Origin of the sequence: Ruegeria marisflavi (assembly GCF_025673445.1) — a bacterium.
In the GTDB taxonomy this organism is placed as follows: Bacteria; Pseudomonadota; Alphaproteobacteria; order Rhodobacterales; family Rhodobacteraceae; genus Ruegeria_B; species Ruegeria_B marisflavi.
Genome location: NZ_JAOVQN010000005.1, coordinates 1 through 23,618 on the forward strand (window position 1 = coordinate 1; position 23,618 = coordinate 23,618).

The window sequence follows — 23,618 nt, forward strand, 5'->3', positions numbered from 1 at the left end:
CCATTCAGACCTCCCTTTTGGGAGTTTGAATCAGAACCTAGACCAGATGGGAATCCTGAATCTCAACAGACCCTAGGACCCGCTCCTTCATTTCGCCCAAAATACTCCGGGGGAGTCGCGCACTGGCGCGACGGGGGCAGCGCCCCTTTGCCGCGGAATAGTCGCTGTCAGGCGAACAACTCGTGTGCCAGTTCCAGCGCGTCGATCAGCGTATCAACCTCTTCGCGGGTGTTATACAGCCCGAAACTCGCCCTACAGGTCGCAGTGACGCCCAGATGCTCCATCAACGGCCCTGCGCAATGGTGGCCCGCCCGCACGGCCACACCTTTCTTGTCCAGGATGGTCGAGATGTCATGCGCGTGCGCGGCACCTTCGAGCGTGAAAGAGAAGATTGCCGCCTTGCCCGGCGCATGACCCTGCACGTTCAACCAGTTAAGCCCCGCAAATCGCTGGATCGCATAATCGCGCAGGCCCGCCTCGTGCGCGGCAATATTCTCCATGCCGAGATCCATCAGATACTCCAGCGCCACGCCGAACCCTATGGTCTGCACGATGCCCGGGGTACCCGCCTCGAACTTCATCGGCGGATCGTTGTAGATCACCGAGTCCTTGGTGACCTCCTTGATCATGTCGCCGCCGCCCAAGAACGGGCGCATCTCCGCCAGACGTTCGGCCCGGCAATAGATCGCTCCCGACCCCGAAGGGCCATAGAGTTTGTGCCCGGTTATGGCATAGAAATCGCAGCCGATATCCTGAACGTCGACCGGCATATGCACCGCGCCTTGCGAGCCGTCGACCACTACCGGCACACCCCTGGCACGGGCCCCGGCACAGATGGATTTCACATCAACAACGGTTCCCAACACATTGGAACACTGGGTAACGGCCACCAGTTTAGTCTTGGGTCCGATAGCGTCCAGAACCGCCTGAGGGTCCAGCGACCCGTCCGCCGCGGGATCGACCCATTTCAGAACCACGCCCTGACGTTCCCGCAGGAAATGCCATGGCACGATGTTGGCGTGATGCTCCATCGTGGACAGCACGATCTCGTCGCCTGCCTGCATGTGCGGCATGGCCCAGCCATAGGCGACCATGTTGATCCCCTCGGTGGTACCCGAGTTCAGCACGATTTCATCCTCGGACCCGGCATTGAGGAACCGCGCGATGATACCGCGCACGGCCTCGTATTTCTCGGTCGCGAGATTCGACAGGAAGTGCAGGCCACGATGGACGTTGGAATACTCCATCGCATAGGCCTGGGTGATCGCGTCGATGACCGCCCGCGGCTTTTGGGCCGAGGCGCCATTATCCAGGTAAGTCAGAGGCTTGCCGTTCACCTCTCGCCCAAGAATGGGAAAATCGGAACGAATTTTCTGGACATCATACATGCGGAGGAGCTCCCGGGATTGGTCCCCCGGCAAGGGACAGCAGAACGAAAAGTGAAAACGCGATGGCCAGGATCGACAGAACCAGAACACCCGCCGCGTGCATCAACGACCCCAGCCGATGGGCCTGGTCGATGAAGTGAAGAAAAACGTAAAGCGCCACCAGATTGGCCGCCAGCGCCAAAAGCGCCGACAGAATCGGGATGGTCAGCGCCAGTACCAGCGTGACCGCCTGTACGACCACCAACAAAAGCTGCATCCAGACGATCAGCGCCATCACATCGCCAAACGATCCCTGCCCGCCCAGCCACCGGCCCACGCGATGAACCGCGAGGATCGTCAGCACCAATCCGCCCGCCATTAGCGCGCCATAGCCAACCACCGACACCGGCATGCCCGGCAGAGGCATGCTCATCGGCCCAAAGGCAAGGTTGGACAACCCATGCAGCAATGCATTCAGAACAACCGCCAGCGCCAGCCCCAGCCACAGGGTCTCGCGCCCCAGGTTCAACGCCATGACGTCCCGCGCCGCTTGTGCCGGATTGGTGATCGACAACAGGGCTAGGCGGCGGATTTCGCTGGGGGTCATTATTCCGGCCTTTCCGCCTGGTAGAGATTGGACAACCAGAACCACAGGAACACGACCATCCACAAGAGGCCAACGATGCTCAACGCCGGTCCGGGGCCGATAAATCCCGCAACCAGCCCATTGAGCAGAAGCAGCGGAGTGGAGGCCAGCAGCGACCAGAACAGCGCCAACCGCGCCGCATAGGCGGTGCCACGCCCCCCCAGCACCCGTGCAACCCAATGCGACAACAAGGCAAGGGTATAGAGAACCAGCGGCAGGATGATCACGCTGCCCAGCAGCGCGCCCCCCATCAGCATGTCCAGTTCCAGCTGCTCCAGATGGGCGCGGCGTGCCAGCGCCGGCATCTGGGCCACAAAGGCGATGACGCAAAACGCCATGACCAAGGCCAGCGCGCGGTCTTCGCGCTGCCCCATGTCCAGCAGCCGGCGCATCACGCGCCGCGGCCCCCGATAGGTGGCGACGATATCGGCAGTGACCGGCATCAGGACCGCCGCGCCAGCCAGCCTTCGAGCCGCGAGACGATGTCTTCGGCCAGCGATTTGTCCTCGACCTCGTCCACCGCCTCGGCCAGGAAGGCCAACGTCAGCAGGTCGGTCGCCTCCTTCAGAGGTACCCCCCGCGAGCGCAGATAGAACAGCGCCGTCTCGTCGATCGCACCGCTGGTCGAGCCATGCGAACAGGCCACGTCATCGGCATAGATCTCCAGCTCGGGCTTGGCCAGGAACTGGCTGTCATCGTCCAAGAGCAGCGACTGGCTGATCTGGTAGCCATCGGTCTTCTGCGCACCGGGTTTCACCAGGATCTTGCCCTGGAACACGCCGGTCGCGCCATTGCGCAACACCTTCTTGAACACCTGACGGCTTTCACAGCCGACCGCATCATGGGTGATGAACACGGTGTCGTCATGAAGGAAATCGCCGTCGCCGACACAGGCCCCCGCCACATGCGCCACCGCATCGTCGCCGGTCAGTTCGACCACCTGTTCGTTGCGGGTCAGCACCCCGTTCACTGTCAGGGTAAAGGATTTGTAGACCGATCCTTCGCCAAGCCGTGTAAACATATGGGTCACCGCCCGGCGTTCATGGTCGCGCCCCTGGGCCCGCACGTGATGCAACGTTCCGCCATCGGCAATGTCGATCTCCATGCACTTGTTGAACCGCGATGCTGCCGGTCCGTTCTCCAGAACGGTGACCACAGCCCCGCTCTCCACCCGGATCACGTGATGCAGAATCGCATCCGAGGTCTCGGATGCATGCTGATAGATCAGGCTGATCGGCTTCGACGGGGTTCCGGTGACATGGATCGCCACCCCATCGGCGGCAAAGGCCGTGTTCAGCGCCGCCAGCGGGCGTGGAACAGGCGTATGACCACGCGCTTCAAGAACGCCGTACAAGTCCTTGGCCCAATGGATATCTTTGCAGCAGATATCCTCGATACGCTCGATCTGGACACCTTCCAGTTCAAGCGGATCCGACGCCTCGGGATCGAACACACCATCGACAAAGACGATCTTCAGCCGGTCGACCGCATCGAACATCATCGGTTCGCCCGCTTCGAACGTGGCGGCGCGCGGTGCGTCCGGTGTGATCAGAGAATCGGGCTGGGTATACTTCCAGTATTCGTCGCGCCGACCGGGCACACCCATCTCTCGTAACCGGGCCAAAGCGGCCTCACGCGCGGCGCGCGTGCAGCCGGCCTCGGGCAGATGCAGCGACGACAACAGAGCTTCGGTCGCGGTCTGTTTCTGAGCAGGCAGCGCCATCAGTTCACCTCGGCCAGAATGTCGGCATAGCCGTTGTTTTCGACCTCCAGCGCCAGCTCGGGACCGCCGGTCTTAATGATGCGGCCATCGGCCATGATATGCACCACATCCGGTTTGATGTGATCCAGCAGGCGCTGGTAATGGGTGATCACAAGGAAGCCGCGCCCGGCATCGCGCAGCGCATTCACGCCCTCGGCCACCAGCTTCATCGCATCCACATCAAGGCCCGAGTCGGTCTCGTCCAGGATACACATCTTGGGCTCCAGCATGGCCATTTGCAGGATCTCGTTGCGTTTCTTTTCACCGCCCGAGAAGCCCACGTTGACCGGACGCTTCAGCATATCCGCGTCGATTTTCAGGGTCTTAGCCTTGGCACGCACTTCTTTCAGAAAGTCGGCGGCGCTCAACTCCTCTTCGCCGCGCGCCTTGCGTTGCGCATTCAGCGCGGTGCGCAGAAAGGTCATGTTGCCGACGCCGGGAATCTCGACCGGGTATTGGAACGCTAGAAACAGGCCCGCCGCGGCGCGTTCCTCCGGCTCCATCTCCAACAGGTCCACACCTTCGAGCTGGGCCGACCCTTCGGTCACCTCATAACCGTCGCGACCGGACAGAACATAGGACAGGGTGGATTTCCCCGATCCGTTCGGTCCCATGATCGCATGCACCTTGCCCGCCTCGACGGTCAGGTTCACACCTTTGAGGATTTGCTTGTCCTCTTCTTCAAGTTTGACGTGCAGGTTTTTGATTTCAAGCATGATTTCCTCGTCTCAATTCGAATCCACCGAAATGGCGGAGGCAGGGGTTTGGGCGCGCATATGCGCCGGGAAAGCGGTCAACAGATCGGCGCGGGCGCGGGCAACGCCCTGGGCCCAGGCCAGCCTGTCGTCATCCTTGAGGCCGCGCAGATGCGCGGGCACCTCGGCCAGCGTCAGTGGTATGTCCAGCGGACGGCCCACCGAGGCGGCATAATCGTAAAACTTCAGATGCTGCTGCCCGCCGGGCATCAGCCAGCTCGACGGCACGCCGCAGGCATCGGCCACGATCAGCCCGTGCAGGCTGGCCGAGATCACATGCCGGCACGCGGCGATGCGGCGGCAGACCTCCAGCGCGTCACCCGACACGTCGATCAGTTCCAGTGCCGGTTCCTTCTCCAGCAGCGCGGCCAGCGCCGGGTCGCCCAGCATCGAATGATGCGGTACCAGCGCGATCCGGTCGGCCCGCGCGGGCAGATCGCCCAGCAGATCCGCCACCAGCAGGCCGGGATCGCCAAAGGCCCTCATCCTCAGCCCAAGCAGATCGGCACTCAGTGGCCCCCGCACCAGCGCCACATCGACGTTTTCCAGAAACCCGGTCGACCCCACCGGATGCAGCAGCCCCGCGCCCCAGATCACCGGACGGCGCCCGTCTGGCGCCGGTTCGCCATAGTTCCGGCGCATCACCTGGATCAGCGAGCCGATGGCCAGCATCTCGCAGCCTTTGGGCCCGGCATGGCGCACCTCGCGACCCGAAACATGGCTCACCACCAGCGCAGACAGGGTGTCGCCGAAGTTCGGCACACCCTTCCACCAGTAGAGCCGCAATGGTTCGGATCGCATCGCGCACATCTCAGCGGTCCTTCAGCATCCAGGCGGGAAGCGTATCGACAAACCGGGCGGGAACATCCGCATCGGCCAGACCGCGCCGGACCAGTTCGTCCAGACAGAACACCGTCAAGTCGAAACTGCCGAACACACAGGAAGAGGCTACCGCCAGCTGGCGCACCTGCTCATCGCTCCACTCGGCAATTGTTTCGGGATCGCGGATATAAATGGCATCACCATCCATCATCTGGCTACGAATGGTCTTGTAGGGCAGCCGCGCATTCTGAGAATTGATGATCTGCCGGGACTTGGTGAACTGGAACGTGTGAAAACGGAAGCCCTGGTCATGCAGTTCCACATCCAGCGGTCCGAACAGCGGCTCGTCTTCGTAGATCCGATAGAACCGCACTTCGGGCACGATGCACACGGCCTCGGACAGCTTGGTCCGCCCGGTGCGGATCACATCCAGTTCACCGCCCTGAATGTCGATCTTGAGCATGTCCGGACGCGGCAGCACATCGTCGCCCAGATCATCCAGCGCGATCAATTCCATGTCGATCGGGTCACGCCGCGCCTCTGTCCATTGCGGCTTGCCAAGAAAGGTCACAGATTCACGCCGAACCGGAAACAACGACCCCAACCCGCTCAACCGATGGGGATAGAATCGTCCGGGCCCTGTCGGCCCCACCGCGCGTTGCAGGTAATGTGTTCCGGGTCGCGGCTCGGCCATAAGCGCGTCAAACGACGCCTGGTCCGGCTCGAACCCCCAAACCTCGCACCCGCCTACCTGCAAGAGGCGGTCATAATCCGGTACGTTGATCGGGTTGGCGCCGACATCGGTGATCCGCATTGGCCGCTCCGGCGAAAGCGCGTCGCGCAGAAAGGCATAGCGCTGTGCCAGCAATCGTGCCGCGCGCGGCTGATCGTCAAGTTGACCTGCCTCTGGGCCGTCCTGTGTCATTGCGTCGTCTTCCATGTTCAGCCCAACACAACAGCGGTGCCAGAGGCCGACACCATCAGCATCGAATCCGCCACAACCTCGTAGTCAAGGTCCACACCAACGACGGCATCCGCACCCAGCGCCCTTGCGCGTTGCTCAAGCTCGGCCAGGGCTGTCTCGCGCGCATCCTGCAACTTGCTTTCATAAGCGCCCGAGCGACCGCCGACGATATCAGTGACCGAAGCAAAGAAATCGCGCACCACATTGGCGCCCATGATCGCCTCGCCGACCACGATGCCCTTGTAATCGACGATACGGCGTCCTTCGATGCTGGGTGTGGTTGTGATGATCATGCGTTTTTGTCCTTCGCTACCCCAAGGCATCGTCATCTCCGCCCCGTCAGCGCCCGCAAGAGCCGCGCCAGACCCCATCCCATAACCGCGCCCAGGGCCACGGCCGTCACCGGGTTGACGAAATCCTCGCGGTTCAGGTTGACAAAGATCATTCCAGCCAAACCGCCCGCAACCGGCAGCGCATAGGCCAGAAATGTCAGGATATCGTCACCCTTGGGCATTTCCCGGCCTCACATTCCGTCAGAATTCGACAGAGGCTGCGAGAGAAGCAACATGCTCATTCTCCCTGCCCCCGGAACACGATCATGGCGACGCGTATCGCGCCATAGGCCATGGCAAACACCAGCGCGCTGAACAGCGTTCCAATCGGCGTTTCTGTCCCGCTCCACACAAGCGACACCGCCACATAGACAGCGGTGGCCAGCAGAACGTCGAACGCGACCCGTTGCATCAGCCCACCGACCCTTCGAGGCTGATCGCCACCAGTTGTTGTGCCTCCATGGCAAACTCCATCGGCAGCGCCTGCAACACGTCCTTGCAGAACCCGTTCACGACCAGCGCGACCGCCGCTTCCTCGTCGATCCCGCGCGAGCGGCAATAGAACAGCTGATCCTCGTCCACCTTGGACGTGGTCGCCTCGTGCTCGCAGCGCGACGAGTTATTCTTGACCTCGATATAGGGCACCGTGTGCGCCCCACATTTGTCGCCGATCAACAGACTGTCGCACTGGGTGTAGTTGCGGCTGTTCTTGGCCTTGGGATGCATCGACACCAGCCCGCGATAGGTGTTCTGGGCCTTGCCCGCGCTGATCCCCTTGGAGACGATGCGCGATTTTGTGTTCTTGCCCAGATGGATCATCTTGGTGCCGGTGTCGGCCTGCTGCATGTTGTTGGCGATGGCGATGGAATAGAATTCGCCCTGGCTGTCATCGCCGCGCAGGATGCAGGACGGGTACTTCCAGGTCACGGCCGAGCCTGTTTCCACCTGCGTCCACATCACCTTGGACCGGTCGCCCCGGCAATCGGCGCGCTTGGTAACAAAGTTGTAGATGCCGCCTTTGCCATTCTCGTCACCCGGATACCAGTTCTGAACGGTCGAGTATTTCACCTCGGCGTCTTCCTCTACGATGATCTCGACCACGGCAGCATGGAGCTGCGCCACATCGCGTTTCGGAGCGGTGCAGCCCTCCAGATAGGACACATAGCTGCCCTTGTCGGCGATGATCAGCGTCCGCTCGAACTGGCCGGTATTTTCGGCGTTGATGCGGAAATAGGTCGACAGCTCCATCGGGCAGCGCACGCCGGGCGGCACATAGACGAACGAGCCGTCCGAGAACACGGCCGAGTTCAGCGTCGCATAGAAATTGTCACTGACAGGCACGACCGAACCGAGGTATTTCTTGACCAGTTCGGGATGCTCGCGGATCGCCTCGGAAATCGAACAGAAAATCACGCCCGCCTTTTTCAGCTCGGCCTGAAAGGTGGTGCCGACGGAGACGGAATCGAATACCGCATCGACCGCCACCTTGCGGCCCTCGACAGGCGCCGCATCAGCGCCTTCGACCCCGGCCAGGATCATCTGTTCCTTGAGCGGAATGCCCAGTTTCTCATAGGTCGCCAGCAGCTTGGGGTCGACATCGTCCAGCGATTTGGGCTTTTCGCTCATGCTCTTGGGGCGGGCATAGTAGTACTGATCCTGAAAGTCGATTTCGGGATAGTTGACCATCGCCCATTTCGGCTCGGTCATGCCGGTCCAGCGCTCGAACGCGGCCAGCCGCCATTCGGTCATCCAATCGGGCTCTTCGTTCTTGCTCGAGATCAGCCGCACGATATCCGGGTTCACGCCCTTGGGGGCGTATTCCATCTCAATCTCGGTCTCCCAGCCGTATTTATAGGTGCCCGCCTCGCGGACGGCATCCACCGTCTCCTGATCGACGCCTTCTTTTACCTGGGTCTGGTCCAATGCGGCCATAAGAGCCCTCCTTCGCGCTGAGCGCGCTGTTAGTTCTGTGTCACGCGGCGCGCGCGCGGTGTTTCTTTTCTTTGTCCAGCCACGCCTCGGCAAAGCGCAGCACATCCGTTTCGGTCGTCTCGGGCCCCAGCGACACGCGGATCGCGCTCATCGCCGTGGCCTCGTCATATCCCATCGCTTGCAGCACCGCGCTGGCGCGGACCTTGCCGCTGGAGCAGGCGCTGCCGGCGCTGATGGCGAATCCGGCCAGGTCCATCTGCATCACCTGGGTCTCGCCCTTCCAGCCGGGCGTCGCCAGACACAGGGTGTTCGGCAGGCGGGGTCGACCTTTCCCGACAAAAATAGTAGATTTTGCACCGGCCTCAAGAGCATTTTCTAGAATATTTCTAAGTTTCTCGACCCGCTCCCAGACACCATCAACCAGATCGCGCGCGGCGGCCTCGGCAGCGGCGCCAAAACCGGCGATACCGATGACATTCTCGGTGCCCGAGCGGCGCCCCATCTCCTGTCCGCCACCCTTGATCTGCGCCGCCAGATCGGTGCCGCGCCGCATCACCAGCGCTCCGATCCCCTTGGGGCCACCCAGCTTGTGCGCCGAGACCAGCGCCATCTGGGTCCCGAGCCAGTTAAAGGCGACCGGCAATTTTCCAAAACCCTGCGTCGCATCGGACACCGCCAGCCCCTGCGGCAAGTCCTGAAGGATACCCGTCTCGGAATTGGCGAGTTGCAGGGTCGATCGCGCGGGATCTGCCACCGTCACCATACCATCGGCGGATACGGGCAAATCCTCTTTGATCCAAGACCTTACAGCGTCATGTTCAAGTTCACACCCATGCAGGCCGCGATCCTTGAGCGCCAGCGCGGCAGCCTCGGTCGCGCTGGAGGTAAAGACGATATCCGCCCCCTCGGCGCCAAAGGCCGCGGCGACCTGCGCCCGCGCCTTTTCCACCACCGCCTTGGCCGCGCGCCCTTCGGCATGGACCGAGGACGGGTTGCCGCAGACATCCATCGCCGCAATCATCGCCGCCCGCGCCTCGGCGCGCAGCGGTGTGGTGGCATTATGGTCGAGGTAAACACGCATCACAGAGTCATCATTTCATGGCGGGTACGGCCAGATAGACGGGCCGGAGGAGATTGGCAATCGGACCCGTTCCGGGTCTAGTCATCGACAACCGAAAACAGGGTCGGCACCGCCGGACATGGTGCCAGATCATTGCGCACCACATCCGACAGGCGGGTCTGGTGCAGAAAGACATAGACATGCGCGCTCAGCCCTTCCCAAAGGCGATTGGTCAGGGATTGCGCGCGGCTGCCCGACATCGCGCCCGAGGCACCCGCCCCCTTGTGCATCGCGTTCACCGATTCATCGACGGCGGCCAGCACATCGACCACCCGGATCTCCGACGCTGGCCGGGCGAGCCGATAACCTCCGCCGGGGCCGCGTACGCTTTCCACCAGATTGGCGCGGCGCAACTTGACGAAAAGCTGTTCGAGGTAAGGCAGCGAGATATCCTGCCGCGCCGAGATCTCGCCAAGGGTCACCAGTGTATCGGGCGATTGCAGCGCGATATCCGTCAGCGCCACCATCGCATAACGCCCTTTTGTCGACAGTTTCACCTCAGACCCTCCGCTCGGCGCTCAGGCGCGCGAAATCATTGACCTTATCGCCCTCAGTGCGTATCTCCCACTGACAGCGCTGCCGCAGCCCGGCAGTTTGATTAGAACCGTTCTAAGATGCCTTAGGGATTTCGTCAAGATTGCCCCGGCATCGCAGGAAATGACACAGGACAAAAGCACACATGCCCGAGGTGATTTTTCCCGGACCCGAAGGCCGCCTGGAAGGCCGCTACCACCCGCAAAAGGAAAAAGACGCACCCATTGCCATCGTGCTGCATCCGCATCCGCAATTCGGCGGCACCATGAACAACAAGGTGGTCTATAACCTGCACTATGCCTTCTACAATCTGGGCTTTACCGTGCTGCGGTTCAATTTCCGTGGCGTCGGACGCAGCCAGGGCGAATATGATCAGGGCATTGGCGAGCTTTCAGATGCGGCCTCGGCTCTCGACTACCTCCAGTCGATGAATAACAATTCTAAACACTGCTGGGTCGCGGGCTTCTCCTTTGGCGCCTGGATCGGCATGCAACTCTTGATGCGCCGCCCCGAGATCACCGGTTTCGTCAGCGTGGCGCCGCCAGCCAACATGTATGATTTCTCGTTCCTGGCGCCCTGCCCGTCTTCGGGCCTGATCATCAATGGCACCTCGGACCGAGTCGCGCCACCTGCCGATACCCGTTCACTGGTCAACAAGCTGCACGAACAAAAAGGCATCACCATCACCCATACCGAGGTCGAGGGCGCCGATCATTTCTTCCAGAACCAGCATATGGACACGATGATCACCAACGTTGCCGATTATGTGAAACGCCGCCTGACCGAGACGTCGCGCTGATGGCGGGTACCATCGAATCCCTCGCCGCAAAGCTGGCCGAGGACACGATGAAAGTGATGGACCAGACTGGCGAAGAGCGGCTTTATGTCGAGGTGGGCAAGGTTTTGGCCGCCTCGTCACAATCTCTGGAAGAGGCATACCTGACGGAGATACGTGTGCGTCTTTCGGAACGGCAGGCGCGCCGCTTTCTGGTACAACGGATGAACGAGCTGAAGGCGGCGCAAGCCCCCAAGAGCAGCCAATGACAGCCCGCCTGTCGGCGCAAATCGACTTTCTAAAGGTCGCGGACAGGTTGAAAACCGTCGAACGTGCCAATGTCCTGATGGACCTGTCACGCCCCGAAAACTCGGCCGAGCACAGCTGGCACCTTGCCCTGTGGGCTCTGGTGCTTGAACCTTTTGCCGGGCCGGATGTCTCGGTCGACCGCGCGATCCGGATGCTGCTGCTGCACGACCTCGTCGAGATCGAGACCGGCGATCACCCAATCCACGAGGAGACCGACTGGCAGGCCGTCGAGCGGGCCGAGCGTGCCGCCGCGCGCCGTCTCTTCGGCCTGTTGCCCCCCGATCAGGCCGCATCGTTTCACGACCTCTGGACCGAGTTCGAAGCCGACACCACGCCGGACGCCCGTTATGCAAAAATGCTGGACCGGTGCCAGCCATTGTTCCAGGTACTTTGCGCCGATACCCCGCGCCCTGATCATGTGGATGTGGTGCGCGACAACCTCGGGACCGGGCGCGCGGCCTATCTCGCCTCGGCCCTGCCCGAGGCATATGCCCATGCGATGGCCCTGCTGGATGGCACCCCCGCCAGCCTGGACCGTTTCACCGAGCGCCTGCCATTCCTGGTCGAAGCCGACAAGTTGAAAACCGTACACCGGGCCTCGCGCCTTCTGGATGACAGCCGATACGAGAATTCGGCGGAACACAGTTGGCATATCATGCTTTACGCCTGGGTACTGGATGAATACGCCGTGCAGCCGGTCGATACCGATCGGGTTCTGCGCATGCTCCTGCTGCATGACCTGGTCGAAATCGACGCCGGAGACAATCCGATCCACGGCAATGTGGATCATGCGGCGCAAGAGGCGCTGGAACAGGCGGCCGCCGACCGTCTGTTCGGACTTTTACCTCCGGATCAGGGTGCCGCATTGCGGTCGCTCTGGCAGGAGTTCGAGGCCGCGCAAAGCCCCGAGGCGGTCTTTGGCAAGGCCGTCGACCGGGTACAGACACCGATCGCAAACCTGGAAAACGGCGGCGGATCCTGGGTCAGCTACCGGGTCAGCATGCCACAGCTCGAAACCCGGGTCGGCCAGCCGGTCAGCCGCGGCGCGCCCGATCTTTGGACCTGGCTCCAGCCACAGCTTCTCGACTGTTTCACCCGACTGGGACTGCCGGTCTGACGGGTCAGACCCCTGTCGAGGTGACAGTCTGTTCGAGCTGAGCAGCAGGATTCGGGGCCGGGTCCTGTGGAGCAAATCCCAGGCCAACGGCAACCACCAAAAGCGAGGCAATCAAGACGGCTTTGATAAAAGGCGTGATCATGACAAATATCCGAAAAAACAAACAATGGCTTCAGCCTAGTCAGCCGACACTGCTTGACCAAGTCAGGTATTCTTGACCTCAGGCCGCGTTGGCCAGATCCGCCGGACCAAACTCGCGCTCAACCGCGCCGTCGGCGTTGATCTCCAGGATCCGGCCCGGCATCAGTTCTGTCCAGTCACCTTCTTCCTGATCCAGCGGTTCCGACACCACCGCCCATCCCTGCCGCGCCTTGGAATACCGGTAATAGACCGAAGGCGCGATGTGATCCGAGGAATAGCGCACCGCATAGAGGGTCTGACCATCGCTGAACGCCGCCGACAGACGCATGTGCGGCGTGGTTCCCATCGCCTGGCTCAACCCTTCGAGCCGCGCCACCGACCGCGCCAACGCGCCATGCGGGTCGCTCTCCATGCCTTCGCTCATCGCCACCAGGAACAGCACTTCGGAATCCGTGCTGCCCTTGCGATAGGCATAGTATTCGTCGGCGATCAGCATGTCGGCATGTTTGCGAAACCGCTCGAACCCGCCGACTTGACCGTTATGCATGAAGCACCACTGCCGGGCCGAAAACGGATGACAGTTGTTGCGGCTGATACACGACCCGGTCGAGGCGCGCACATGGCTCAGAAACAGGCCCGAGCGCACATGATGCGCCACCGCGCGCAGGTTCGGATCGGACCACGCCGGATAGACATCGCGATACAGCCCCGGTTCGGGCCGGGCATCGTACCACGCCACCCCGAATCCATCGCCATTGGTCGCGGTCTTGCACTGCTCTGCATGGGCGCTCTGGGCAATCAGCGAATGCCCGGGACGCGAAATGACATCTTCCAGGAAGATCGGCGTTCCATGATAGGCGGCCCAACGGCACATGATCGCTCTCCAATATGCTGGCGCATGTCCTTGGGCGCCCGGGAAACTCCTATGCGTTCCTTATAGTGATCCGGATTTTCCGCAAAGTGAATCCGTGCACGCTCGATTGTTCGCAATTGTGCCAAATACGTCGGTCTGTCGCTTGCCTGTTTTTTCGGTTAGGGCGAGGGCGTCTAGAGACACAATGCGAATCCATCGGCGCGGAGGTCGGCCATGCCTGTCCACTATTTCTACCTCATTCTCGCCGTCGCCGCGGAAACGGTCGGCACCACGGCGCTCCAGGCCAGCCAGCAGTTCACCCGCCTCGTGCCTTCGGTTCTGGTTGTCATCGGATATGGCCTGGCCTTCTACCTTATGGCACAGACCCTGCGGGTGATGCCCGTTGGGATCGTCTACGCGATCTGGTCGGGGCTCGGCATCGTGTTTATCGCCGCCATCGGCTATATGGTCTTTGGTCAAAAGCTCGATCTGCCCGCCCTTCTGGGCATCGCGATGATCGTCGGCGGCATCCTTGTGATCCATCTTTTCTCGGCCACATCCACCCATTGATGCCGCGACGCGGCGATATTCCGCAGTTTCGATGCATTTTCTCTGGCCTTTGTCCGCCTGTCGGGCTATGCGCCGGGCCAACTCCCTTACAAAGGCTGACCTCATGGACCTGCGCAATATTGCGATCATCGCTCACGTGGACCACGGCAAGACCACCCTGGTGGACGAGCTGTTGAAACAGTCCGGCGCCTTTCGCGAGAACCAGGCCGTGGCCGAGCGCGCCATGGACAGCAACGATCTGGAACGCGAACGCGGCATCACCATCCTGGCCAAGGCGACCTCGGTCGAATGGCAGGGCACCCGCATCAACATCGTCGACACCCCCGGCCACGCCGATTTCGGCGGCGAAGTCGAGCGGATCCTCAGCATGGTCGACGGCGTGGTTCTGCTGGTCGATGCCGCCGAAGGCCCGATGCCGCAAACCAAGTTCGTGACCTCCAAGGCGCTGGCCCTGGGCCTGCGCCCCATCGTGGTACTGAACAAGGTCGACAAACCCGATGCCGAGCCCGACCGCGCGCTGGACGAGTGTTTCGATCTTTTCGCCAACCTTGGCGCCACGGACGAGCAGCTCGACTTTCCGCATCTTTACGCCTCGGGCCGCTCTGGCTGGGCCGACGAAACGCTGGAAGGCCCGCGCAAGGATCTCAACGCGCTTTTCAGCCTGGTCGTGCGCCACGTGCCCGCCCCGGCACAGATCGCCCGCAAGGACGAGCCGTTCCGCATGCTGGCCACCACGCTGGGCAGCGATCCGTTCATCGGCCGCATCCTGACCGGCCGGGTGGAAAGCGGCACACTCAAGACCGGCGAGACGCTCAAGGCGCTCAGCCGCGACGGCACCCAGATCGAAAGCTTCCGCGCCTCGAAAATCCTCGCCTTCCGGGGTCTGGGTCAACAGCCGATCGATGTGGCCGAGGCCGGTGACATCGTCACCATCGCCGGGATGAGCAAGGCCACCGTGGCCGACAGCCTGGTGAACCCGCAAGTGATCGAGGCACTGCCCGCCCAGCCGATCGACCCGCCGACCATCAGCGTTACCTTCGGCATCAACGACAGCCCGCTGGCGGGCCGCGACGGCAAAAAGGTGCAAAGCCGCGTCATTCGCGACCGCCTGATGAAAGAGGCGGAATCGAACGTCGCCATCCGCGTCACCGACACGCCGGGCGGCGAAGCGTTCGAGGTCGCGGGCCGGGGCGAACTTCAGATGGGTGTTCTGATCGAGAACATGCGCCGCGAAGGGTTCGAACTCAGCATCTCGCGCCCGCAGGTTCTGTTCCGCGAAGAAGACGGCCAGCGCCTTGAGCCGATCGAGGAAGTCACCATCGACGTGGATGACGAATTCACCGGCGCGGTGATCGAGAAAGTCACCGGCGCCCGCAAGGGCGAGCTGGTCGAGATGAAGCCCGCCGGTACCGGCAAGACCCGGATCATCGCGCATGTGCCCTCGCGCGGCCTGATCGGCTATCACGGTGAGTTCCTGACCGACACGCGCGGCACTGGCGTGCTGAACCGCGTGTTTCACGCTTGGGCCCCACACAAGGGTCCGATCCCTGGCCGTCGCGCGGGCGTGCTGATCTCGATGGAGAACGGCCAGTCAGTGGCATACGCGCTGTGGAACCTCGAAGAGCGTGGCCGCATGTTCATCGGCCCGCAGGCGGATGTCTATGAGGGCATGATCATCGGCGAGCACAGCCGCGACAACGATCTCGAAGTGAACCCGCTCAAGGGCAAGAAACTGACCAACGTACGCGCCTCGGGCACGGACGAGGCGGTGCGCCTGACCCCGCATATCCAGTTCAGTCTCGAAGAGGCGATTGCCTATATCGACAATGACGAACTGGTCGAGGTTACCCCGAACTCGATCCGCCTGCGCAAGCGCTTCCTTGACCCGCACGAGCGCAAGCGCCAGTCCAAGGCGGCAAGCTGAACCAATAAAAGGGCGCCCCGGTTGCGCCCTTTTTCGTTCAGAACGGCCCGCGAAACACGAACCACGCCCCCAACGCGATGAAGCCGAACCCGATGGCGTGATTCACGGTCAGCGCTTCCTTCAGGAAAAGCACGGAAAACCCGGCAAAGACGATCAGGGTAATGACCTCCTGCATCGTCTTCAGTTCCGCCGCCGTATAGACGCGGTGCCCGATCCGGTTGGCAGGCACCGCAAGGCAGTATTCGATCAGGGCAATGCCCCAGCTGACCAGGATGACCACAGCCAGCGGTTTGCCGGGGAATTTCAGATGCCCGTACCACGCGAATGTCATGAAGACATTCGAGGCTGCCAACAAAACCAGCGGCAGCAGATGCGCGGGCGTCATCCCCGGCCTGTCATTCGCTGGTCTCGACCACCATCAACTCGCGTTCCGAGGCGCCGCGCGCATGGCTCAGCGCCTCCTGGTATTCGGGCGAGTTGTAACAATCGACCGCCGCTTCGACCGATGGAAAGCGCGCCACCACGTTGCGCGGCCGCTCCTTGCCTTCGAGCTGCACGAACCGACCGCCGCGCGCGATGAAGGTGCCACCATGCTTGGCGATGGCGGGACCGGCCAGCTCGGCATATTTGCCATAAGCCTCGGCATCGGTCACCGTCACATGTGCAATCCAGAGTGCGCCCATCGTCTTATCCTCCCAGAACCTGTTCGGCGGCCTTGATCGCCGCATCCGCGTTGCCCGCGTCCTGACCGCCGCCCTGCGCCATGTCGGGGCGGCCACCGCCACCCTTGCCGCCAAGCGCCGCAACCGCCGCCTTGACCAGATCCACAGCAGAAACACGGGCCGTCAGATCCTCGGTCACCCCAGCCGCAACAGCGGCCTTGCCCCCGGTATCAGCAATCAGCAGCACCGCGCCCGAGCCGATGCGGCTCTTGTGTTCGTCGATCAGCGCCGGCAGATCCTTGCCCGACACCCCCGACAGCACCTGCGTCAGGAACGGCACACCGCCCACCTCGCGCGTCTCGGCGCCACCGGCCTGCCCGGCCCCTCCGGCCATGGCCAGATCCCGGCGCAGCTGCGCCACCTCGTTCTGCAAGGTCTTGCGCTCGTCCAACAGCGCCCGCACCCGCTCGGCCACCTCGGCCGGTTGCGCCTTGAGCATCGCGGTCACTTCGGACAGACGCGACACCTCCTGCGACAGGTGCTCAAAGGCCGCCTGCCCGGTCAGCGCCTCGATCCGGCGCACCCCGGCGCTCGACGCGCTGTCGCCCAGGATCACGAACATGCCGATATCGCCGGTCTGCGCCACATGGGTGCCGCCGCACAGCTCGATCGACCAGGTCTTGCCATCGGCACCCTTGCCGGTTTCGGCCCGGCCCATCGACACCACCCGCACCTCGTCGCCGTATTTCTCGCCAAAGAGCGCCTGCGCTCCGATGGCGCGGGCATCGTCGGGGGTCATGATCCGGGTCTCGACCTTGGAATTCTGCCGGATGAACCGGTTCACCTCGGCCCCGACCTGCGCTAGTTCCGCCTCGCTCAGCGCCTTGGCATGGCTGAAGTCGAAGCGCAGCCGGTCAGCCGCGTTCAGCGAGCCGCGCTGCGCCACATGATCGCCCAGGGCCTCGCGCAGCGCTTCATGCAGCAGGTGCGTGGCCGAGTGGTTGGCCCGGATGGCGCCGCGGCGGGCATGATCCACCTCCAGCTCGACCGCATCGCCCCTGGCCAGCGTGCCGCGCTCCATCGTCACCTTGTGGGCATAGACCTTGCCATCGGCGAATTTGCGCGTGTCCTCGACCAGGGCCACGTGATCGCGGTTCTCCAGCCGACGGATCACGCCGGTATCCCCCACCTGGCCGCCCGCCTCGCCATAGAACGGGGTCTGGTTGGTCACCACCCAGCCGCTGCCGCCCTCGGCGATCTTGTCCGCCCGGGCCCCATCAACCACCAGCGCCAGCACCTGGCCTTCGGCCTTTTCGGTGTCATAACCCAGGAAATCGGTGGCACCCGCAACATCCAGCACGTCGAACCACACGGCATTATCCGCCGCCTCGCCCGAGCCGGCCCAGGCGGCGCGCGCCTTTGCCTTCTGCTCGGCCATGGCCGTGTCGAACCCGTCGGTATCCACCTTGCGGCCCTTTTCGCGCAGCGCGTCCTGCGTCAGGTCCAGCGGAAAGCCATAGGTGTCATAAAGCTTGAACGCAGCCTCGCCCGGCAGCGGCGCGCCCTCGGGCAGCGCGCCCAACTCGTCATCGAGCAGCTTCAGACCGCGGTCCAGCGTCTGCTTGAACCGGGTTTCCTCCAGCAACAGCGTCTCTTCGATCAGCGCCTGCGCCCGGCCCAGCTCGGGATAGGCCGCGCCCATCTGGCCGACCAGCGTGCGCACCAGCCTGTGCATCACCGGATCCTTTGCGCCCAACAGGTGGGCGTGCCGCATCGCCCGCCGCATGATCCGGCGCAGCACATAACCGCGCCCGTCATTGCTGGGCATCACCCCGTCGGCAATCAGGAAAGAGGTCGAGCGCAGGTGATCCGCGATCACCCGGTGATGCACGTTCTGATCCCCATAGGGATCGATGCTGGTGGCATCTGCCGAGGCCTCGATCAGCGCCTTGAACAGGTCGGTGTCATAATTGTCATGGCTACCCTGGAGCAGCGCGCCGATCCGTTCCAGCCCCATGCCGGTGTCGATCGACTGCATGTCCAGATCGATCATCGAGCCGTCCTCGAACTTCTCGTTCTGCATGAAAACGATGTTCCAGATCTCGATGAACCGGTCGCCATCCTCTTCCGGGCTGCCCGGAGGGCCGCCCCAGATATGGTCGCCATGGTCATAGAAAATCTCGGTGCAGGGGCCGCAGGGGCCGGTCGGGCCCATCTGCCAGAAATTGTCCGAGGTGGCGATGCGGATGATCCGGCTCTCGGGCACGCCCACCTTCTTCCAGATCTCGAAAGCCTCGTCATCGGTGTGATAGACGGTGGTGTAAAGCTTGTCCTTGGGGATGTCGAAATCGCGGGTAATCAGTTCCCAGGCAAATGGGATCGCCTCGAACTTGAAGTAGTCGCCAAAGGAGAAGTTGCCCAGCATCTCGAAAAACGTGTGATGCCGCGCGGTATAGCCCACATTGTCCAGGTCATTGTGCTTGCCGCCTGCCCGAACACATTTCTGCGCGGTGGTGGCGCGGACATAGTCGCGTTTGTCCACCCCGGTGAAGCAGTTCTTGAACTGCACCATGCCGGAATTGGTGAACATCAGCGTCGGGTCGTTGCGCGGCACCAATGGGCTGGAGGGGACGATCGTATGCCCCTGTTTTGCGAAATAGTTCAAAAAGGTCGATCGGATGTCGTTCAGGCTGGGCATTCTGGCTCTCTCGGCGCGAAATCGGCAGGGTCTGCGCTGGTTTAGCGGCAGCCTGCCCCCCTGTCCACAGCCCCCTTCGTCGCAAAGAGAAAAGGCGGCCCCACTGGACCGCCCTCTCTTTTCTTCGAAAGCATCAGCCTGGACAGCTTCAGGCCTCAAGGATATCGTCGTCGCTCGACCCCATGTCGAACTCCAACCCGTGCGAGGCACGGATCTTGTCTTCGATTTCAAGAGCTATCTTGCTGTTTTCCTTTAGAAAGGTCTTGGCATTCTCGCGTCCCTGGCCAATCCGTTCGTCGCCATACGAAAACCAGCTGCCCGATTTTTCGACAACGCCCGCCTTTACACCCAGATCCAGCAATTCGCCGGTCTTCGAGATACCCTCGCCATACATGATGTCGAATTCTACCTGCTTGAAGGGTGGCGCTACCTTGTTCTTGACCACCTTGACGCGGGTGGCGTTGCCCACAACCTCGTCGCGGTCCTTGATGGCACCGATGCGGCGGATATCCAGGCGGACCGAACTGTAGAATTTCAGCGCGTTGCCACCGGTGGTGGTTTCCGGGCTGCCGAACATCACTCCAATCTTCATCCGGATCTGGTTGATGAAGATCACCATGCATTTCGACCGGCTGATCGAGCCCGTCAGCTTGCGCATCGCCTGGCTCATCAGGCGGGCCTGCACGCCGACGCTGGAATCGCCCATGTCGCCTTCAAGTTCAGATTTCGGGGTCAGCGCGGCGACCGAATCGACCACCACCATGTTAACCGCGCCCGAGCGCACCAGCGTGTCGGTGATCTCCAGCGCCTGTTCACCGGTGTCGGGCTGGCTGATCAACAGCTCGTTCAGATCAACACCCAGCTTGCGGGCATATTGCGGGTCGAGCGCATGTTCGGCATCGACAAAGGCACAGACACCGCCGCGCTTCTGCTGCTCGGCGATGCAATGCAGGGTCAGCGTGGTCTTGCCCGAGCTTTCCGGTCCATAGATCTCGATAATCCGGCCCATCGGCAGGCCGCCGATCCCCAGCGCGATATCCAACCCCAGCGAGCCGGTCGAACTTGCTTCGATTTCCTGGATAGCGTTGTCGCCGCCCAGTTTCATGATCGAGCCTTTGCCGAACTGCCGTTCGATCTGGGCCAGTGCGCTGTCCAGCGCCTTTTGCTTGTCCGCGTTCTGTTTGCTGCTCATTGTCAGAAGATCCGCCATTATCCTGTCCCCTTCCTTGTGTCACACGCCGTCCCGGGCGGCAATCGCTGCTTTGTTCACCCCTTGTTCCTTATGAGATCAAATAGAGAACATTTCAAACAAAATCTTTCCTATCCGAGCTTTTTCCATTTGTGTTAAAGAGTGGTTTATGTCTGAAGAATTTCCTGCCGGACAGGAGATATTGGGTGTTAAATGCTTGTTTTCTTTAAGGAACGTCTGGTTCTTCTTTCGGTCCCCAAGACCGGCACCACAGCGTTCCAATCGGCACTGCGGACACGGGCTGACATTGTGGTGTCCGACCCGCCCGAGCTGAAACATGCGCCGATCTACCGCTATGACCGGTTCTTTCGCCCGATCTTCTCCAAGATGTTCGGCGTCGAAATGGAGATCATGGCAGTTGTGCGTGAACCTATTGACTGGCTCGGTAGCTGGTATCGCTACCGGCGGCGCCCCTTCATGGTAGGCAAGCCGAACTCGACCCATGATATTCCCTTCGACGACTTCGTGACAGCATATATGCAGGGCAAGCGCCCGACGTTTGCCAATGTCGGCAGCCAGTTGCGCTTTCTCACCCCTCGCCCGGGTGGATGTAGCGCGACGCATCTGTTCAAATACGAGAATCAATCCGGCATCATCGCGTTTCTCGAAACCCGCCTCTCCACCGCGATTACCCTGCCGCGTGAAAATGTTTCTCCGGCGATCGAACTGGTGCTGGACCCCGGAATTGCCGAGCGCTTCCGCCGGAAATTCGCCGAAGAGTTCGAACTGCACGCGCGCGCGTTTTGAAAGATTTCAGTGCAATTGCTGCTGCACCGTTTCGGTGAGTTGGTTCAACGAGAACGGCTTGGGCAGGAACACCGAATTCGGGATGTCCGCGTCGGAATCGCCAAAGGCGCCTTCGGAGTATCCAGAGACAAAGACCACCCGAACCTGTGGCCGCTCGGCCAGAGCCTGGCGCACCCAGGTCGGACCATCGAGGCCCGGCATCACCACATCGGTCACAAAGACATCCACGGTCAGGTCGGGATCCTCTAGCAAACGTAGCGCATCCTCGGCCGATTCCGCTTCCAGCACCGTGTAACCCCGCAATCTCAGCGCGCGCGAGGCAAAAGCACGCACCGGCGCCTCATCCTCGACCAGCAGCACGACGCCACCATGGTGACGGTTGGCGGATTTATCTTTAATCACGATCTCCTGCACGGGCGGCTGCTGACGCGCCTGAAAAGCGGGAAAATACAGGGTGAACTCAGTGCCCTTGCCCAACACGCTGTCGACAAAGATGTAGCCGCCGGTCTGCTTCACGATGCCATAGACGGTGGACAATCCCAGGCCGGTTCCCTCGCCGGTGCGCTTGGTTGTGTAAAAGGGCTCAAAGATCTTTTGCAGCTTGTTGGGTTCGATCCCGATGCCCTCGTCACGCACCTTGACGCTCACATACTCGCCGCTCGGCAAGGTCGCCCGGTCCCGCTCCAGCGGTTCATTGAGAGTAATCACCTCTGTCTCGATCCGGATTTCGCCGCCCTTCGGCATGGCGTCGCGGGCGTTTACGACAAGGTTCATCAGAACCTGCTCCAGCTGACGCTTGTCGGCCCGTACGGATTTCAGCGCCGGGTCGTGGCTGAGGGTCAGGGTGACCTTTTCGCCCACCAGCCGGTTCAACAGGTGAATTAGGTCCGCCAAGGTGTCGCGCAAGTCCAACACCTCTGGCCGTAGCGTCTGTTTGCGAGAAAAGGCCAGCAACTGGCTGACCAGCGCCGCCGCGCGGTTGGCGTTCTGGTTGATTTGGACCAGATCGCCGTAATCCGGGTCTCCATGATCATGCCGCAGCAGCAGCAGGTCGCAATGGCCGGAAATGGCGGTCAGAAGATTGTTAAAATCATGCGCAACGCCGCCAGCAAGCTGTCCCACGGCCTGCATCTTCTGGCTCTGCACGAACTGCGCCTCCAGCGTCTTCAGCTCGGTGGCATCGTTCAACACCGCAATCAGCCCCTTTTCACCATGGTTGGTAATCGGGCTCAGGGTCACCTGGACAAACACCTCGCGATCCCGGCTCGACAGCCGCAGAAACTCGGACCGCGGCGCCGCGGTTTCGTCCAGGGCCTGGCTCAGCCAGTCCGGGATCGGACGGCCAAGACCCTGCATCAACTGCTCCAGCGATGTGTCCGGCTCAACCGGCCCGCCAATCAGATCCTGCGCCATCCGGTTCGTGTCCAGAATCCGTCCGGTTGGGGAAAGCCGCATCATCGCCACGGGCAGCGTCGCGAAATCCGGACTGTGCACCTTTTCGATCTCCCCCTTGACCGGGATCAGGAACAGCTCTTGCCGGCCGGGGCCGCTGGCAAGTTCCACGACGATGGCGGGCGCGGCGCCATCGGCAACCGTGACATGGTTTATCTCGTCGACCCGGTAGGGCATCTGCACAAACAGCCGGTCGAGCGATTTGACCCGCGACCCGATAAAACTCCGCGCCGCCTCGTTCATGAACAAGATCGCGCCGCCCCGTCCGATCGTCAGCATCGGCAAGGGCAAAGCGTCGGCGCGGCTGTCGGCGGCAGACTGGTCAGAAATATCCTCGACCCGCCATAGAAAGGCATCACTGCCAAGCGTATGGACAGACAGGCGGATATGGCCGCGCCGGGTCACGATATCCTCGCGCGCATTTCCCTCCAGCCGCGAGCGCACCTGCAACCGGTAGAGGACCGCCGATGGATTGCCAAAGATCGCCCTCAGCGTTGCCGCCAGCGTCTGGTCCTGTGTCCCCGAAAACCGCTCGGATGCGGCCAGGTTGCGCGCCTGGATCAACCCGTCGTCATCGGTGACGAAACTTGGCGTCGCATCCTTTTCGATAAAGCCCGAGAGAAGATCCCGCACCTGCCCTTTCACCCCGCGCTGTCCGCGCAGCCGCAGCGCCAGCCAAGCGGTTACCAGGATCGAGGATGCCCCCGCCGCGATCAAAGCCTTGCGGGCGAAATCAGGCATTTCCCAGAACCAGGCCAGGCCCAACGCCGTCACAGCCAGAATGAACAGCACCGCAATCCGCGCGCCGGCGCCGCGCTGACCATTTGGTGTCGACAGGATCGAGGCGGTAAGATCGGTCAAATTCCGGCTCCGTCGTCTGAATCACT

At 61.9% G+C, this 23,618-nt stretch carries 26 protein-coding genes; 6 read left to right on the forward strand and 20 right to left on the reverse strand.

Translation table 11 applies throughout. The features are described 5' to 3' along the window. Window positions 1-167 precede the first annotated feature (167 nt). The 13 genes from OEZ49_RS06625 to OEZ49_RS06685 form a co-directional block, all read right to left on the reverse strand. Complete coding sequence (locus tag OEZ49_RS06625; RefSeq protein ID WP_263387569.1) at window positions 168-1,388, reverse strand: cysteine desulfurase; 1,221 nt, start codon at window positions 1,386-1,388, stop codon at window positions 168-170. Then, window positions 1,381-1,974 carry a YIP1 family protein gene (locus OEZ49_RS06630; RefSeq protein WP_263387570.1) on the reverse strand — a complete coding sequence of 198 codons (594 nt, stop codon included), beginning with the start codon at window positions 1,972-1,974 and terminating at the stop codon, window positions 1,381-1,383. Before OEZ49_RS06630 ends, OEZ49_RS06625 begins: the two co-directional genes overlap by 8 nt. Then, window positions 1,974-2,456, reverse strand: a complete 483-nt coding sequence (locus OEZ49_RS06635) for a YIP1 family protein (protein WP_263387571.1) — start codon at window positions 2,454-2,456, stop codon at window positions 1,974-1,976. The genes OEZ49_RS06630 and OEZ49_RS06635 overlap by 1 nt, the downstream gene beginning before the upstream one ends. Beyond that, on the reverse strand, window positions 2,456-3,736 hold the full coding sequence (locus OEZ49_RS06640; protein WP_263387572.1) for a SufB/SufD family protein: 1,281 nt from the start codon (window positions 3,734-3,736) through the stop codon (window positions 2,456-2,458). Before OEZ49_RS06640 ends, OEZ49_RS06635 begins: the two co-directional genes overlap by 1 nt. Then, window positions 3,736-4,491, reverse strand: coding sequence for a Fe-S cluster assembly ATPase SufC (sufC, locus tag OEZ49_RS06645; RefSeq protein ID WP_263387573.1), 756 nt, complete (start codon window positions 4,489-4,491; stop codon window positions 3,736-3,738). Before sufC ends, OEZ49_RS06640 begins: the two co-directional genes overlap by 1 nt. Window positions 4,492-4,503: 12 nt before the next feature. After that, a complete protein-coding gene (locus tag OEZ49_RS06650; protein WP_263387574.1) occupies window positions 4,504-5,331 on the reverse strand; it encodes a polysaccharide pyruvyl transferase family protein in 828 nt (275 codons plus the stop codon). Window positions 5,332-5,341: 10 nt separating this feature from the next. After that, complete coding sequence (locus tag OEZ49_RS06655; protein ID WP_263387575.1) at window positions 5,342-6,277, reverse strand: FkbM family methyltransferase; 936 nt, start codon at window positions 6,275-6,277, stop codon at window positions 5,342-5,344. A 17-nt stretch (window positions 6,278-6,294) separates the two neighbouring features. Further along, window positions 6,295-6,609, reverse strand: coding sequence for a heavy metal-binding domain-containing protein (locus tag OEZ49_RS06660; RefSeq protein ID WP_263387576.1), 315 nt, complete (start codon window positions 6,607-6,609; stop codon window positions 6,295-6,297). Window positions 6,610-6,641: 32 nt separating this feature from the next. Next, complete coding sequence (locus OEZ49_RS06665; protein ID WP_263387577.1) at window positions 6,642-6,830, reverse strand: hypothetical protein; 189 nt, start codon at window positions 6,828-6,830, stop codon at window positions 6,642-6,644. A gap of 56 nt (window positions 6,831-6,886) precedes the next feature. Then, window positions 6,887-7,060 (reverse strand): hypothetical protein, encoded by a 174-nt coding sequence (locus tag OEZ49_RS06670; RefSeq protein ID WP_263387578.1) that lies wholly within the window; start codon window positions 7,058-7,060, stop codon window positions 6,887-6,889. Then, window positions 7,060-8,580 (reverse strand): Fe-S cluster assembly protein SufB, encoded by a 1,521-nt coding sequence (gene sufB / locus OEZ49_RS06675; RefSeq protein ID WP_164126581.1) that lies wholly within the window; start codon window positions 8,578-8,580, stop codon window positions 7,060-7,062. Before sufB ends, OEZ49_RS06670 begins: the two co-directional genes overlap by 1 nt. A 40-nt stretch (window positions 8,581-8,620) precedes the next feature. Then, window positions 8,621-9,664, reverse strand: coding sequence for a cysteine desulfurase family protein (locus tag OEZ49_RS06680; protein ID WP_263387579.1), 1,044 nt, complete (start codon window positions 9,662-9,664; stop codon window positions 8,621-8,623). 74 nt (window positions 9,665-9,738) lie between these two features. After that, the gene (locus OEZ49_RS06685) at window positions 9,739-10,197 is read right to left on the reverse strand and encodes a Fe-S cluster assembly transcriptional regulator IscR (RefSeq protein ID WP_263387580.1); all 459 of its coding nucleotides are present in this window, start codon (window positions 10,195-10,197) and stop codon (window positions 9,739-9,741) included. A gap of 182 nt (window positions 10,198-10,379) precedes the next feature. On the opposite strand from OEZ49_RS06685, the gene OEZ49_RS06690 reads away from it, so the two are divergent. The 3 genes from OEZ49_RS06690 to OEZ49_RS06700 are packed head-to-tail and all read left to right on the forward strand — an operon-like array spanning window position 10,380 to window position 12,435. Next, the gene (locus tag OEZ49_RS06690) at window positions 10,380-11,033 is read left to right on the forward strand and encodes an alpha/beta hydrolase (protein WP_164126586.1); all 654 of its coding nucleotides are present in this window, start codon (window positions 10,380-10,382) and stop codon (window positions 11,031-11,033) included. Next, window positions 11,033-11,278, forward strand: a complete 246-nt coding sequence (locus OEZ49_RS06695) for a hypothetical protein (protein ID WP_263387581.1) — start codon at window positions 11,033-11,035, stop codon at window positions 11,276-11,278. Before OEZ49_RS06690 ends, OEZ49_RS06695 begins: the two co-directional genes overlap by 1 nt. Next, window positions 11,275-12,435, forward strand: a complete 1,161-nt coding sequence (locus OEZ49_RS06700; protein ID WP_263387582.1) for an HD domain-containing protein — start codon at window positions 11,275-11,277, stop codon at window positions 12,433-12,435. Before OEZ49_RS06695 ends, OEZ49_RS06700 begins: the two co-directional genes overlap by 4 nt. Window positions 12,436-12,439: 4 nt before the next feature. Here the strand turns inward: OEZ49_RS06700 and OEZ49_RS06705 are convergent, their stop codons facing one another. Together OEZ49_RS06705 and OEZ49_RS06710 are read right to left on the reverse strand one after the other, a co-directional pair. Further along, window positions 12,440-12,577: a hypothetical protein gene (locus tag OEZ49_RS06705; protein ID WP_263387583.1), complete on the reverse strand. Its 138-nt coding sequence runs from the start codon at window positions 12,575-12,577 to the stop codon at window positions 12,440-12,442. A gap of 78 nt (window positions 12,578-12,655) precedes the next feature. Next, window positions 12,656-13,450, reverse strand: a complete 795-nt coding sequence (locus tag OEZ49_RS06710; RefSeq protein ID WP_263387584.1) for a class II glutamine amidotransferase — start codon at window positions 13,448-13,450, stop codon at window positions 12,656-12,658. A gap of 213 nt (window positions 13,451-13,663) precedes the next feature. On the opposite strand from OEZ49_RS06710, the gene OEZ49_RS06715 reads away from it, so the two are divergent. Both OEZ49_RS06715 and typA read left to right on the forward strand, forming a co-directional pair. After that, window positions 13,664-13,999: a DMT family transporter gene (locus OEZ49_RS06715; protein WP_263387585.1), complete on the forward strand. Its 336-nt coding sequence runs from the start codon at window positions 13,664-13,666 to the stop codon at window positions 13,997-13,999. Window positions 14,000-14,102: 103 nt separating this feature from the next. Then, entirely contained in the window at window positions 14,103-15,923 is a 1,821-nt protein-coding gene (gene typA, locus OEZ49_RS06720) for a translational GTPase TypA (protein ID WP_263387586.1), read from the forward strand. 37 nt (window positions 15,924-15,960) lie between these two features. Here typA and OEZ49_RS06725 read toward each other — a convergent pair whose 3' ends face one another. The 4 genes from OEZ49_RS06725 to recA all read right to left on the reverse strand — a co-directional run bounded on the left by OEZ49_RS06725 (window position 15,961) and on the right by recA (window position 20,493). Further along, window positions 15,961-16,308: a DMT family protein gene (locus OEZ49_RS06725; protein WP_263387587.1), complete on the reverse strand. Its 348-nt coding sequence runs from the start codon at window positions 16,306-16,308 to the stop codon at window positions 15,961-15,963. 10 nt (window positions 16,309-16,318) lie between these two features. Beyond that, complete coding sequence (locus tag OEZ49_RS06730) at window positions 16,319-16,606, reverse strand: DUF1330 domain-containing protein (RefSeq protein WP_263387588.1); 288 nt, start codon at window positions 16,604-16,606, stop codon at window positions 16,319-16,321. Window positions 16,607-16,610: 4 nt separating this feature from the next. Further along, on the reverse strand, window positions 16,611-19,283 hold the full coding sequence (gene alaS / locus OEZ49_RS06735) for an alanine--tRNA ligase (protein WP_263387589.1): 2,673 nt from the start codon (window positions 19,281-19,283) through the stop codon (window positions 16,611-16,613). A 148-nt stretch (window positions 19,284-19,431) separates the two neighbouring features. After that, window positions 19,432-20,493: a recombinase RecA gene (gene recA, locus OEZ49_RS06740; RefSeq protein WP_263387590.1), complete on the reverse strand. Its 1,062-nt coding sequence runs from the start codon at window positions 20,491-20,493 to the stop codon at window positions 19,432-19,434. A 192-nt stretch (window positions 20,494-20,685) separates the two neighbouring features. On the opposite strand from recA, the gene OEZ49_RS06745 reads away from it, so the two are divergent. Next, window positions 20,686-21,279: a gamma-glutamyl kinase gene (locus tag OEZ49_RS06745; RefSeq protein ID WP_263387591.1), complete on the forward strand. Its 594-nt coding sequence runs from the start codon at window positions 20,686-20,688 to the stop codon at window positions 21,277-21,279. 6 nt (window positions 21,280-21,285) lie between these two features. On the opposite strand, the gene OEZ49_RS06750 is transcribed toward OEZ49_RS06745, so the two are convergent. After that, entirely contained in the window at window positions 21,286-23,592 is a 2,307-nt protein-coding gene (locus OEZ49_RS06750; protein ID WP_397545651.1) for an ATP-binding protein, read from the reverse strand. Window positions 23,593-23,618 lie beyond the last annotated feature (26 nt).

Excerpts from the sequence above, each read along its gene's own strand:
- OEZ49_RS06625 (WP_263387569.1), bottom strand. The coding sequence starts at position 1,388 with ATGTATGATGTCCAGAAAATTCGTTCCGATTTTCCCATTCTTGGGCGA.
- OEZ49_RS06630 (WP_263387570.1), bottom strand. The coding sequence starts at position 1,974 with ATGACCCCCAGCGAAATCCGCCGCCTAGCCCTGTTGTCGATCACCAAT.
- OEZ49_RS06635 (WP_263387571.1), bottom strand. The coding sequence starts at position 2,456 with ATGCCGGTCACTGCCGATATCGTCGCCACCTATCGGGGGCCGCGGCGC.
- OEZ49_RS06640 (WP_263387572.1), bottom strand. The coding sequence starts at position 3,736 with ATGGCGCTGCCTGCTCAGAAACAGACCGCGACCGAAGCTCTGTTGTCG.
- sufC (WP_263387573.1), bottom strand. The coding sequence starts at position 4,491 with ATGCTTGAAATCAAAAACCTGCACGTCAAACTTGAAGAAGAGGACAAG.
- OEZ49_RS06650 (WP_263387574.1), bottom strand. The coding sequence starts at position 5,331 with ATGCGATCCGAACCATTGCGGCTCTACTGGTGGAAGGGTGTGCCGAAC.
- OEZ49_RS06655 (WP_263387575.1), bottom strand. The coding sequence starts at position 6,277 with ATGACACAGGACGGCCCAGAGGCAGGTCAACTTGACGATCAGCCGCGC.
- OEZ49_RS06660 (WP_263387576.1), bottom strand. The coding sequence starts at position 6,609 with ATGATCATCACAACCACACCCAGCATCGAAGGACGCCGTATCGTCGAT.
- OEZ49_RS06665 (WP_263387577.1), bottom strand. The coding sequence starts at position 6,830 with ATGCCCAAGGGTGACGATATCCTGACATTTCTGGCCTATGCGCTGCCG.
- OEZ49_RS06670 (WP_263387578.1), bottom strand. The coding sequence starts at position 7,060 with ATGCAACGGGTCGCGTTCGACGTTCTGCTGGCCACCGCTGTCTATGTG.
- sufB (WP_164126581.1), bottom strand. The coding sequence starts at position 8,580 with ATGGCCGCATTGGACCAGACCCAGGTAAAAGAAGGCGTCGATCAGGAG.
- OEZ49_RS06690 (WP_164126586.1), top strand. The coding sequence starts at position 10,380 with ATGCCCGAGGTGATTTTTCCCGGACCCGAAGGCCGCCTGGAAGGCCGC.
- OEZ49_RS06695 (WP_263387581.1), top strand. The coding sequence starts at position 11,033 with ATGGCGGGTACCATCGAATCCCTCGCCGCAAAGCTGGCCGAGGACACG.
- OEZ49_RS06700 (WP_263387582.1), top strand. The coding sequence starts at position 11,275 with ATGACAGCCCGCCTGTCGGCGCAAATCGACTTTCTAAAGGTCGCGGAC.
- OEZ49_RS06705 (WP_263387583.1), bottom strand. The coding sequence starts at position 12,577 with ATGATCACGCCTTTTATCAAAGCCGTCTTGATTGCCTCGCTTTTGGTG.
- OEZ49_RS06710 (WP_263387584.1), bottom strand. The coding sequence starts at position 13,450 with ATGTGCCGTTGGGCCGCCTATCATGGAACGCCGATCTTCCTGGAAGAT.
- OEZ49_RS06715 (WP_263387585.1), top strand. The coding sequence starts at position 13,664 with ATGCCTGTCCACTATTTCTACCTCATTCTCGCCGTCGCCGCGGAAACG.
- typA (WP_263387586.1), top strand. The coding sequence starts at position 14,103 with ATGGACCTGCGCAATATTGCGATCATCGCTCACGTGGACCACGGCAAG.
- OEZ49_RS06725 (WP_263387587.1), bottom strand. The coding sequence starts at position 16,308 with ATGACGCCCGCGCATCTGCTGCCGCTGGTTTTGTTGGCAGCCTCGAAT.
- OEZ49_RS06730 (WP_263387588.1), bottom strand. The coding sequence starts at position 16,606 with ATGGGCGCACTCTGGATTGCACATGTGACGGTGACCGATGCCGAGGCT.
- alaS (WP_263387589.1), bottom strand. The coding sequence starts at position 19,283 with ATGCCCAGCCTGAACGACATCCGATCGACCTTTTTGAACTATTTCGCA.
- recA (WP_263387590.1), bottom strand. The coding sequence starts at position 20,493 with ATGGCGGATCTTCTGACAATGAGCAGCAAACAGAACGCGGACAAGCAA.
- OEZ49_RS06745 (WP_263387591.1), top strand. The coding sequence starts at position 20,686 with ATGCTTGTTTTCTTTAAGGAACGTCTGGTTCTTCTTTCGGTCCCCAAG.